The organism is Funiculus sociatus GB2-C1, assembly GCF_039962115.1.
GTDB lineage: Bacteria > Cyanobacteriota > Cyanobacteriia > Cyanobacteriales > FACHB-T130 > Funiculus > Funiculus sociatus.
Genome location: NZ_JAMPKJ010000113.1, coordinates 1 through 11,050 on the forward strand (window position 1 = coordinate 1; position 11,050 = coordinate 11,050).

At 46.2% G+C, this 11,050-nt stretch carries 16 protein-coding genes and 1 pseudogene; 8 read left to right on the forward strand and 9 right to left on the reverse strand.

What is annotated here, in order from left to right:
* Positions 1–197: pseudogene (locus NDI42_RS27855) on the reverse strand (photosystem II q(b) protein); the annotation flags it as partial.
* 52 nt (positions 198–249) lie between these two features.
* Here NDI42_RS27855 and NDI42_RS27860 point away from each other — a divergent pair.
* Both NDI42_RS27860 and NDI42_RS27865 read left to right on the forward strand, forming a co-directional pair.
* Entirely contained in the window at positions 250–438 is a 189-nt protein-coding gene (locus tag NDI42_RS27860) for a hypothetical protein (RefSeq protein ID WP_348231847.1), read from the forward strand.
* Entirely contained in the window at positions 435–1,841 is a 1,407-nt protein-coding gene (locus tag NDI42_RS27865) for a bifunctional orotidine-5'-phosphate decarboxylase/orotate phosphoribosyltransferase (RefSeq protein WP_190457081.1), read from the forward strand. Before NDI42_RS27860 ends, NDI42_RS27865 begins: the two co-directional genes overlap by 4 nt.
* 515 nt (positions 1,842–2,356) lie before the next feature.
* On the opposite strand, the gene NDI42_RS27870 is transcribed toward NDI42_RS27865, so the two are convergent.
* The 8 genes from NDI42_RS27870 to NDI42_RS27905 all read right to left on the reverse strand — a co-directional run bounded on the left by NDI42_RS27870 (position 2,357) and on the right by NDI42_RS27905 (position 6,637).
* Entirely contained in the window at positions 2,357–2,782 is a 426-nt protein-coding gene (locus tag NDI42_RS27870) for a Spy/CpxP family protein refolding chaperone (RefSeq protein ID WP_190457083.1), read from the reverse strand.
* A 287-nt stretch (positions 2,783–3,069) separates the two neighbouring features.
* A complete protein-coding gene (locus NDI42_RS27875) occupies positions 3,070–3,312 on the reverse strand; it encodes a hypothetical protein (protein ID WP_190457085.1) in 243 nt (80 codons plus the stop codon).
* A gap of 35 nt (positions 3,313–3,347) precedes the next feature.
* Complete coding sequence (locus NDI42_RS27880) at positions 3,348–3,695, reverse strand: type II toxin-antitoxin system PemK/MazF family toxin (RefSeq protein ID WP_190457087.1); 348 nt, start codon at positions 3,693–3,695, stop codon at positions 3,348–3,350.
* On the reverse strand, positions 3,692–3,916 hold the full coding sequence (locus tag NDI42_RS27885) for a hypothetical protein (RefSeq protein ID WP_190457089.1): 225 nt from the start codon (positions 3,914–3,916) through the stop codon (positions 3,692–3,694). Before NDI42_RS27885 ends, NDI42_RS27880 begins: the two co-directional genes overlap by 4 nt.
* A gap of 61 nt (positions 3,917–3,977) precedes the next feature.
* The gene (locus tag NDI42_RS27890; RefSeq protein WP_190457091.1) at positions 3,978–4,238 is read right to left on the reverse strand and encodes a hypothetical protein; all 261 of its coding nucleotides are present in this window, start codon (positions 4,236–4,238) and stop codon (positions 3,978–3,980) included.
* 132 nt (positions 4,239–4,370) lie between these two features.
* Positions 4,371–4,979, reverse strand: coding sequence for a hypothetical protein (locus NDI42_RS27895; protein ID WP_199311261.1), 609 nt, complete (start codon positions 4,977–4,979; stop codon positions 4,371–4,373).
* Positions 4,945–5,547: a hypothetical protein gene (locus tag NDI42_RS27900; protein WP_190457093.1), complete on the reverse strand. Its 603-nt coding sequence runs from the start codon at positions 5,545–5,547 to the stop codon at positions 4,945–4,947. The genes NDI42_RS27895 and NDI42_RS27900 overlap by 35 nt, the downstream gene beginning before the upstream one ends.
* Before the next feature lie 4 nt (positions 5,548–5,551).
* Positions 5,552–6,637, reverse strand: a complete 1,086-nt coding sequence (locus NDI42_RS27905) for a TIGR04255 family protein (RefSeq protein ID WP_190457095.1) — start codon at positions 6,635–6,637, stop codon at positions 5,552–5,554.
* Here NDI42_RS27905 and ilvA point away from each other — a divergent pair.
* The 6 genes from ilvA to NDI42_RS27935 all read left to right on the forward strand — a co-directional run bounded on the left by ilvA (position 6,581) and on the right by NDI42_RS27935 (position 10,899).
* Positions 6,581–8,125 carry a threonine ammonia-lyase, biosynthetic gene (gene ilvA, locus NDI42_RS27910; protein WP_190457096.1) on the forward strand — a complete coding sequence of 515 codons (1,545 nt, stop codon included), beginning with the start codon at positions 6,581–6,583 and terminating at the stop codon, positions 8,123–8,125. The two genes, NDI42_RS27905 and ilvA, sit on opposite strands and share 57 nt — an antisense overlap.
* Positions 8,126–8,224: 99 nt before the next feature.
* Positions 8,225–8,368, forward strand: a complete 144-nt coding sequence (locus NDI42_RS27915) for an SDR family NAD(P)-dependent oxidoreductase (RefSeq protein WP_199311262.1) — start codon at positions 8,225–8,227, stop codon at positions 8,366–8,368.
* 217 nt (positions 8,369–8,585) lie between these two features.
* Complete coding sequence (locus NDI42_RS27920; protein ID WP_190457098.1) at positions 8,586–9,908, forward strand: APC family permease; 1,323 nt, start codon at positions 8,586–8,588, stop codon at positions 9,906–9,908.
* Positions 9,909–9,927: 19 nt separating this feature from the next.
* The gene (locus NDI42_RS27925; protein WP_277876860.1) at positions 9,928–10,059 is read left to right on the forward strand and encodes a hypothetical protein; all 132 of its coding nucleotides are present in this window, start codon (positions 9,928–9,930) and stop codon (positions 10,057–10,059) included.
* Positions 10,060–10,250: 191 nt separating this feature from the next.
* On the forward strand, positions 10,251–10,703 hold the full coding sequence (locus tag NDI42_RS27930) for a PIN domain-containing protein (protein ID WP_190457100.1): 453 nt from the start codon (positions 10,251–10,253) through the stop codon (positions 10,701–10,703).
* Entirely contained in the window at positions 10,684–10,899 is a 216-nt protein-coding gene (locus NDI42_RS27935) for a hypothetical protein (protein WP_348231853.1), read from the forward strand. The genes NDI42_RS27930 and NDI42_RS27935 overlap by 20 nt, the downstream gene beginning before the upstream one ends.
* Positions 10,900–11,050: the final 151 nt, after the last annotated feature.

Below are 11,050 nucleotides of genomic sequence, written 5' to 3' on the forward strand. Positions count from 1 at the left end.
GGTTCGCGGATACCGTCGATGTCCACTGGGGGAGCGGCGATGAAGGCGATGATGAAGCAGATGGTTGCGGATAGCAGGGTGGGGATCATCAGAACGCCGAACCAGCCTACATACAGGCGGTTGTCGGTCGATGTAACCCATTCGCAGAAGCGCTGCCATACGTTGGCGCTTTCGCGACGTTGGATGGTTGTGGTCATGGTTTGAATGATTGCGGGAATGAATGTTTTAGGTCGATGTACTCATAGTAGAGTGACTTTTAAGTTTTGTAAAGAAGTTTGTAAAAAATTTTTATTTTTATCCCTGTGGGAGCGAAAAGCCGTAAAGTTCCGTATCTTGGTCAGAGTGGCGGCTGTTGGTGGTAAGAGTGACAACAGGCAGCGTCAAGTGGGTAAGCTGATTGTGCTGGAAGCGATCGCCCACAACAAAAAACACCTATGAACTTTTTCGATAAGTTACTTCAAGCAATTGAACGCAATCAAAGCTTACTGTACGTAACACTCGACCCAGAAGCGGAGAATCAGAACAAAACCCTGAGCGACATCTCCGACAGGCTACATCTGATCAATGAAACCGCCAATTATGTCTGTGCATATAAATTGACTCTTGGCTTTTATCAGGCGCTTGGCATCCCAGGCTTAGAACTACTCCAGCAAACCTTGGCAGCCATCCCCGGTGACATCCCGGTAATTTTAGACGCGAAACACAGCGACATCAACACCAGCACAGTATTTGCCGAAACTGTATTTGAAAAATGGCAGGTTGATGCTTGTACGTTGTCACCTTACGCTGGACTCGACATGGCGGCACCTTTTTTGGTTTATCCAGGCAAAGCAGTCTTTGTCGAGTGCTACACTGGCAATCCCTCAGCCGCCGTCTTGCAAGAATATCCAAGCATCGGGCGACCTTTTTATCTGCATCTGGTGAAAGAAACCAAAAACTGGGGAACGCCAGAACAACTGGGGCTAGAAGTAAGCGGGGCCATACCGGAAATTTTAGGTCGCATCCGCACCACTGCGCCAGAACGTCTCATCTTAGTGCAAGGGTGGTCAGAAGACCAAAACTTAGAGCAAATTTTAGCGGCTGGCTTAAACGCCTATGGAGACGGGTTACTCCTTCCAGTTCCCCCAAATTTATTAACCGCCGAACATCCAGCCGAAGCCGTCCAATCCTTACGCGACACGGTGAATAACCAGCGTCTGAAAATTGTACAAGAAAGCCCCACCTGTGACCTGTGGCTTCCGGATGTCTGCTTCTTACAGCCTTCTCCCCACCGAGACACGATTTTGCAACTTTACGATATTGGCTGTATTGTGTTTGGCGATCATGTGCAAGCGTCTGGAGCTATTTTTCCCTACTACATCGACCTCCGCAAAATTATCTCCCAACCGCAAATTTTTCATCAAATTTTAAGTGCCTACTCGGAAATTCTTAAAAACTTGCACTTTGACAGAATTGCCGGAATCCCTTATGGTTCATTGCCAACTGCTACGGGGTTAGCGCTACGTTTAGATCGTCCGATGATTTTCCCACGTAAGGAAGTGAAATCCCACGGTACTAAACGAGTAATAGAAGGGCATTTTCAGCCTGGAGAAAAAATTGTGGTGGTGGATGATATTCTCATAACCGGCAAAAGTGTAATGCAAGGGGCGGAAAAGTTAAAAGACGCTGGATTAAATGTAGAAGATATTGTGGTTTTGATAGACCATGAAAAGGGCGTAAAAGACAGGCTGCGGGAAAATGGCTATCAGGGTCATGCGGTGCTAACAATTTCGGAAATTGCCGAAACTTTGTATCAATCTGGCCGCATCAATTCTGAGCAATTCCAAGTTTTAAGCCATTAGTTCAGTTAGAAGACGAGGGAGCATCTTAGCTTTTGCAAATATACACCCGCAAGCTAGAAGCGTCGATGCTCCATAAACAAAGCCGGCCAACGCGCAGGCTTCGTTTGCTTAAGGCGACTACCCTCAAGAAGGCGAAGTGCTTACAGTCGTCGGGTTATTTTATATTTTACAAAAGTGAGATGCTCCCGACAGGAGGCTGATAACTCAGCAAACGCTTATAAAATTGCTGCTTTGGTAATGGGAATTTATCCGCTCTATTTTTCGGCAAGCTATTACAGCATACATCCTGCCAATTTAGAATGAAATAGCCCAAAAGTTTTGGTAGCGAATGATGAAAAGTTGGGTTTCTTGCGTCAATCCAAGCTAAAGCTTTAGCTTAAATTGAAAGTCGCTCTATTTTTGATAAAACAAGGGGGCATGGGAAGTGATTATTTCCATACCCCCTTGATGCTTTTACTTGTTTGGTAAACTCTTTTCGAGCTACTTTTTCTTACAAAGCAATAGCAACGCCTCCGTTAGGACTGTGTTTGTTGACGGCGTTGGCGCCATTCTTGACGTAATTGCTCAAGTTGTTGTTTTTGGTTAGCAGTCAGCAGTGCTTCCATCTGGCTCTTGGTACTCTGGCGAACCGCTTGGAGTCTTGATTTTTGGTCTTCAGTTAGGTTCAGATTAGGTCTTTGGCGTTGTTCTTTAGCAAGGCGCATTTGTTCTTTTTGCGCCGGGGTAAAAATAGCATCCATTTGCTGCCGCGTAGACTCTTTAATTTGCTGCATTTGTGCTTTTTGAGCATCAGTCAAATTCAGCTGGTTGTACTTCATTCCTGCGCCACCAGCGCGACCAGGGCCAGCAAAAGCAACGTTGGTGAAAGCGGGAATCATTGGGGAAGCAGCAAGCATCAACGCGATCGCTCCTGGCAAGAAGAACAAAGATTTCATCTTCATAAAATGGAAATTCCAAGTTGTTAGTGTGCAGCAACAACGGATCCGAATGTTGTATTACCTTAGACCAGGCAAGGGTAAAGATGGTTCAGTCTTGGTTAAAACTCATCGCGTCCAATTTGCCACATATCTGAGATGTATCGCCTATAGCCTTTACTACACAATGAAATGGGCGGTTGAGAGATTCTCAGAATTGTTCACTCATGAAAAGTGATCGCGTAGGGTACAAAAGGCGATCGCACTGCTATATACATTCAGCAAAAATTAATGTGCGCGATCGCTCGCTACAGTTAGATTGTCTCACTACTACTTGCTTGAGGCATCGCTTCAATAAGCGCCCGAAGCACCTTGTTTACTGAGTCTGCTGTTGAGAAAACCTGGGCAACATCCTCATCCAAAACAACGACTGTTAGCTTTGGCTTTCCACTGGGACTTGCAAAACGGTTAGGCTTGGCTTTTTTATAATCAAACTGGTACTCTGGCAAAAGCTCATCTTCAGAGTTTGAAGGTTGATCAAAAAGTGTTTTGCTCATAATCTTCACACTCCCTGCGAGTGGCGAGACTGGCACTAGGGTTCTGAATTGTCTAATTCTGCAAGAGCCACCTTGACACAATCTCGAACGCCTTGCCAATCACGTTCTGATAACTGCCCAATGCAAACCAAGTTGGCAGAGGGAGGCAAGGTTACAATGAAACTCCGAAAAACAGACGCAACCCTTAAACCTGCTGCTTGCCAATCCTGAAGCACGTAATCGGTTACACCTAACCCAGTTGTCTGAGTCGTAATCAGCCCGACTATTACATCAGGGCGATTTGCATGATAGGTTGCCGAGGACAACACGACAGCAGGACGACGTTTAACACCTGTGACACCAGGAAAATCAACGGTGACCACATCACCTGGATTAAAGGTCACTCAGCTAACTCCTCGCTATCGGGGTCGCCTGTTGCAGCATGTTGCAAGGAAAAGGCAACTAGATCAAGTTGATCTTGCTCTGTCCATGTATCACTTTGATCAACAACATCAGCATTGTGCTGTACCAGATCATTGAGAATCAGTGTTGCCAAGCGTAACCGCTCTGTTGGTGACAAAGTGCGAATAACCTGGGTATAAATTTCTTGGATGGTGGTTGGCATAACAAATCCTCCTGCCCCTCATCCTAATTTAAATCTATAGCTGCTGCCTTATTGCGCGAATCTAAAACAGTCGTCCTGGAAGTGAACGATCCTGACGGCTTTCTCGCTGCCAAGCAACTGGCTCGACATCGTTTAGTGCTTGACAAGCACTAAGTTTTTCTAATATCTCAGCCATTTTACGACCGCGTGACTTTGCCTCTAAATCGGGTTCGTTCTCCAGAAGTGTAACGTGGACTTGGATAAGTCGATTCCCAAATTCAGGTATCTCATCGATCCACTCTAGACGGCTTCCTTTCAACCAAGCCCTGAATGTTCTTAGCATTGTTAGCTCGAAATTGTTTTTTTGACTAACTTCAAATCTACCTCGCGATAGCTTGAGAGCTAGATTACAAAGACCAACTTAAAGATGTTGGATTTCCTTGGTCAACCCAAGCTATGGCGATGAGCGATCACTCTACCAAACCTTTGTTACTCCCATAGGAAGACCGACTCGCATGAAGAACCTAGCAAAAGCTTGTGACAAATGCTCACGATACGGAGGGCGTAAACGAAGTCTGGGTTGTCCTCTTCTCTGCAACAGAGACTCAAGAAAAGTACGGGGTATAGTGTATACGTCCTGAAAGTCAACCACACGATGAGTCAGATTTAGTTCTTCTATACTTCCCTCATTTAACATCGCAAGGTTCCAGATATAACCATTTTTAATGCCATCACAAAACTTGCCCCATGCTTTTGAATTTGTTGATTGACCGTTTTTCTGCATGGTCTCCTCCCAGTGTTTCTTATATTCTTCTAGTGATAAATGCGGGCAGAGGATGACATTCTTTACTTTGTTGTTTTCAAGATCGCAAGCTTGGGTCATCACCAAGACATCAGCTTTAATTGCTTTAACTGCTGATTTCAAAGTTTCAGTTTCTTGATTATCTCCTAGTGGAATAGGATTGGAATCCCAAACAACCACAGGACAGCTTAGAATAATATCCCCTTGGGTTAGCTTGGTATTTGCATCCACTACTTCATACCAGGGGTCATTCATCATCATCTTCAAAGAAATAGCTGTCAATCACAATGTGAGGCTTCCAATCTGGTAGATCATTTACTTTAACTTCAATATCCTTTGAGAATAGAACTTGGGGCTTGTACGATACAGTAAAAACATCTCCCCAAAAAGGTTTTTCTTCGTACAGCTCAACATCTTGAACTTGATTTTGTGAGCGTGGAAGATTTTTCGATAAGAACTGTGTTGAAGGGGTTAAAAATTTGCCACGACTTACTCTTGCTGAAGCTTGAACGAAACCAATATTTTGTCCAGAAATAGGTCGTGCTAATGTGTATACAGCTATATCATCAGCATCGAACTCTTCGGGTTCTTCAATGGTTCTAAGTTGGTATGGGCAAGGCGTTAAAGACATACTTACCAATCTTTGAAGACGTTGAGGAAGATAATAGCTTTTAGCTCCAGTGCTAAGGTACTTAACCGAAGTTTGCGCCATCGAATGCACAGGGCTAACTACTACAATAGGACGACCAGGAAATTTTCTTCCTTTTCGGTTAATGAGAGTCGTTGAAGTTGTCACTAACTCTCCTTGATTTCGCTCCAGTTCTTCAAATTGGGAAACAATTGCAGTCATAGCCTTATCCCTTCCGCTTCCAAATTTTTGTTTGAATCTCCTCGTCTGTTAAGTCAGCAAATGCACACACAATCCATTCATGCCCTATATCAAACCAATTCTGCAATGCCTCCCGCGAAGTATAGCTTCCTATTCCCCGAACAGTAAGCTCGAATAAAAGACTTGGGTGATTATTGAGAATTGCGTACTTGACTGATGCGTGTAATCTCCCAATTTCATCAGGCAACTCGAAAACAGTAGCCCAGCTAATACTTTGAGGATGGGAAAGGAATCTCTGAGGATTTGCTTTCCAAGCAAAATCAGGAAAAACTTTGCCAATATCCTCAAGGGTTGACCAAGCATCCCCTTGTGGAATTTGATTAACGTAAGTTAGCTCATACTGAAGTGGCTGAACCTGTGTTAGCTCAGCCTCTGCCAAGAAAGCATCAAAGTTTGACAGATGCTCTTGAAAGCCTTTGATAAGACTTCCATATCTTGGATACTCACTCTCTGAGCTAGTCTTTCTCCAGTTGTGGACAAATCGATCTCGCTGAAATTGGATAATTCTTGTCCCATCATTACTGATAAGCCAAACTCTCGGCAGTGGTGGAATGTTAGTAAGTTCCACCATAGGCTCAGTATTTGGTTCACCAAAGACTTCTATTCTGGGAGCTATCGGAGCGATATCATCACAAAATGGGTATTCCGGCTGAAATCTTTGCCACAGCAGTCCAATATGAGGAGAAAGCAATCCCTCAATTGAGTTAAACAACACGCTGCAAGCCACTTCAGTGACGGGTGGTTGATCGTAAGAGGGTAGTTTTCTAGTGTCTGCTCCAACTATCACATCGACTACTCCAAGTTTTTCAGCACGCTGCCATATAGCTTTATACCCTAATATCCAGACTAACTCAGCAATAAGCAGATTAATGTAAGACGGCTTTCCCTGCTGGCTATACCAATGAGCAGGCGATCGCATCCCCACTTCGACACCACAGGATCGCCAGTGAAGTAAAATTGTCTTCCATCCGCCATCTGCCACCCCCTTCATCCCATGCTCTGCGACTACCTGGTACAAATCCTGACGGCTCGTGTCTACGATGTCGCCCAAGAAACGCCCCTAGAATACGCCCCAAACCTCTCCGCACGACTGAATAACAAACTCCTGCTGAAGCGGGAGGATATGCAATCAGTGTTTTCCTTCAAGCTGCGGGGTGCTTACAACAAGATGGCGCACCTGTCGCCGGATATGCTGGCGCAGGGTGTAATTGCCGCATCCGCCGGGAACCATGCCCAAGGAGTTGCCCTGGCTGCGCGTCAGTTGGGAACGCAAGCGATTATCGTTATGCCTGTCACTACGCCTCAAGTGAAGGTGGATGCCGTCAAAGCGCGAGGGGGAGAGGTGGTTTTGCATGGAGACACTTACGACGATGCCTATGCTTTTGCTCGTCAACTGGAAGCGGAAAAAGGCTTAACCTTTATTCACCCCTTTGATGACCCGCACGTAATTGCCGGACAGGGGACAATTGGGATGGAAATTCTGCGGCAATGTCAGCAACCCATTCATGCTATTTTTGTGGCGATTGGCGGCGGCGGATTGATTTCTGGGATTGCGGCGTATGTAAAACGGTTGCGTCCCGATATTAAGATTATTGGCGTTGAACCCGTCGATGCCGATGCTATGTCTCAATCCCTGAAAGCAGGGAAACGGGTGCGCTTGTCGAATGTAGGTTTATTTGCCGATGGGGTTGCAGTGCGGGAAGTGGGGGAAGAAACCTTCCGGCTGTGTCAAGAGTATGTCGATGAAATCATTTTGGTGGATACGGATGACACTTGTGCTGCAATTAAAGACGTATTTGAGGATACGCGATCGATTTTAGAACCAGCGGGTGCATTAGCGATCGCAGGCGCTAAAGCCTACGTCGAACGGGAGCAAATTGAAGGAAAAACCTTAGTTGCTGTTGCCTGCGGTGCTAACATGAACTTCGATCGTCTCCGCTTTGTCGCAGAACGAGCAGAGTTTGGCGAACGCCGCGAAGCCATTTATGCCGTTACAATTCCCGAAGAACCCGGTAGTCTCCGCAAGTTTTGCGAATGTCTTGGCAGACGGAATCTTACCGAATTTAGCTATCGCATTGCCGATGAAAAAGAAGCCCATATTTTTGTTGGCGTGCAAATTCAAAACCGTGCCGATGCTGCAAAGATGGCAGAAAGTTTTGAAGCTTGCGGGTTCAAAACCCTTGACTTAACCGATGACGAACTGACCAAATTGCACTTGCGTCACATGGTTGGTGGACGTTCTCCTCTAGCTTGCGATGAATTGCTTTATCGCTTCGAGTTTCCCGAACGTCCCGGCGCATTAATGAAGTTCGTCGGTTCTATGAGTCCCAACTGGAATATTAGTATGTTCCACTACCGCAACAACGGCGCAGACTACGGGCGAATTGTTGTAGGGATGCAAGTACCTCCCCACGAAATGCAAGAGTGGCAGGCATTTCTCGATACCCTTGGCTATCGCTATTGGGATGAAAGCAAGAATCCCGCCTACAAGCTGTTTCTGGGGCAAGAAAATTGTACGCCGCCTTTATCATATCGCTAGCAAACTGAGGCTTAGAGCGATAACGAAATAACTCGAAGGCAAGGAGATAGAAAACGTATAGCGATCGCACTTTTGTTGCCTTCAGTACGCGAAATTCAAATGAACCAACCCATGAGCAAAACAGTTTTGATTACGGGTGCATCTAGTGGAATTGGGAAGGCAGCCGCCCAACTTTTCGCGCAGCAAAGTTGGAATCTTGTGGCAAAAGCGCGATCGCCCGAACAAGTCCCAGGCTTAGCATAGATTAGATCGCATCGCTGTCTTGCGTTTGGACGTTATTGACACCCCAACAATTCATGATGCTGTTGAGACAGCCAGTTGACATAGAAAAGAAGCCAGCGTTGCTCGATAGACTGGGCGATCGCTTTCTCAATTCTTGCTGCCGATCGCACTTCTAGCCCCTATACTGACGAGCATAAAGATTACAAGATTGGGCAAGTAGAAGGACAAGAGAAATTCTATGGAACCGAATGCAGAAGCGGATTCACTCAAGCGAGTGTTTGGATTGCCGACGCTGGTGATTTACGGGGTTGGTGATATTCTCGGTGCCGGAATCTATGCAGTGATCGGAAAAATTGCCGGACTTTCCGGCTCTTTGGTTTGGGCTTCTTTCCTGACATCCATGATTGTTGCGGCACTCACCGCTTTAAGCTATGCGGAACTTGGCAACCGAATTCCGCATAGCGGAGGAGTCGCCAGTTTCATCCACAGAGCGTTTCGCAAGGATTGGCTCTCAATCTTGGTAGGCTGGTTGATGTTTTGTACCTGCCTAGTTTCGATGGCGACGCTCTCAAAAGCGTTTGCAGGCTATCTCAACGCTTTTGCTCCAGCGATTCCATCTTGGTTGATTATCCTGGCGCTATTTGCAGGTCTTGCATTTGTTAATTTTAGGGGAATGCAAGAGTCCTCAGCCCTGAATATTTTTTGCACGGCTCTTGAAGTTTCGGGTCTTGTGATTGTCATCGTCGTGGCAACCCTTTTTCTCATCGGAAACCCAGCAGGCGCGGCGAATCCTATTCCCAGTCCCCTCCCCAACGCGCCAGCCGTCGGTTGGATAGCGGTCGTTCAGGGCGCGGCACTCGCCTTCTACGCATTCATTGGGTTTGAGGATATTGTCAATGTGTCCGAGGAAGTAAAAAATCCCCAGCGCAATGTTCCGAGAGCGATTCTGCTTTCCCTAGGAATTGCCGGTGTCGTTTATGTTCTCGTCTCCTGGCTTGCCGTTCAGGTAATCAGTCCAGCGGCGCTTGCTCCCTCAAACGCTCCTCTTCTCGATGTCGTTCTGCGATCGCAGCCAAATTTTCCAGCAGTCGTCTTTTCACTCATCGCCTTGTTCGCCGTTCTAAATACTGCTTTGCTGAATTTTGTCACAGCATCGCGGCTGCTTTACGGAATGTCCCGCGAAGGGCTGCTTCCAGCTTGGTTAGGAAAATTACATCCACGCCGAGCAACTCCCTATCGAACGCTGGTTGTCATTCTGCCGCTCGTGATTTTTCTCGCCCTTTCAGGTACACTTCAATTCCTAGCTGGAACAACCGCAACCTTGATTCTGGCAATGTTCTCTCTTGTCAACCTCTCACTGCTGGTCATTAAAAGGCAAGAACCCCGAACTACCGGGTTTCAGGTTCCTTCTGTGATTCCAGCTTTAGCGCTAATCTCGAACTTAGTTCTGATTGCCTTTGCCTCTCGTGAAAGTCACATTTTGGCCTTAGTGTTTACAGGTTTAGGAATTCTGATAATTTTAATTCGCAATGCTCTGAGCAGACGATTGCCAAGCTCTTAACTTTATCTGCTGACCGTAGATGCGAATTCTACTTGATGAATGTGCGCCACGACCTCTGACACTCCTGCTGTTCGTGGCGCGATCGCTTCATTCAACCCAAGCACTCGAAAGCGTCTTCACTCACAGCAGTTATTCCCTGGCTGCTGGCTGATAGGATAAGCGATCGCTCCTGATAGCCTAACTACTATCTCGAAACCTCTGTGCAGAGTGACTATTCTTGGCTTGGGTTGCATCTGTACAGGGTATTATGCGGAAATTTTCCGCATAGTTGATTGGGATAACTAGCATTTGGGTTGAGCAATCAGCAACAGACAATGGACTAAGCTTGCTTGAAGCGATCGCATGACAAAAATATATTTAGATACCAGTGCCTATAACCGCCCATTCGACGACCAAACCCAGCCCAAGATTTTTCTTGAATCGCAAGCTGTTGTGATAATTCTACAAATGGTTGAGACAAAAATGATCGAGTTGATTAGTTCTTCAGTGCTGGAGTATGAGAATAGCCGCAATCCTTATCCCATCAAGCAGGAAGCCATGAGCCGTTATCTTCAGATAGCTGGATTTAAACAAGAGGTGAATGAAGAAATCCGGCAGAGAGCCGAGCAATTAGAACAGAATGGACTCAAGGCAATTGATGCCTTGCATATTGCGTGTGCTGAGGCAGTCGGCAGCGCCTATGTCATCACCTGCGACAAGCGGCTCATCAATCGGTGTTCAGGGTTGGCAATAAAAGTGATGAATCCAGTCAATTTCGTGTTGGAGACAAGCAGCGATGATTCAAGTCAAGAGTGAGCAACAAGTTTTACAAGAAGGACTACATATCCTTTTATCCAACATGGAGCCATCTAAGGTTGCTCGGTTCTGGGCAGCGTGCAATCTGGGGAGAGGGGATTACTTGAAACTGAAGGATGAGCTTTTTGCACAAGAATCAGTGGCGAGTTTATATTCCAAGGTTTTAGAGTTTCAGAAATCAAAGCGCGAAGCCTAACGCAGCCGTTAGTTGGTCTAGTTCAATGCGATTTGCTCCTGACTGCCTGACAGAAGTAGGTGAAAGCCAATAGCCGCGGGGAATTTGTGAAAAAGGGTAGAGGGACATGAGAGGCTAGAGTTACCACACAACAGCCATCTATTCATGACAA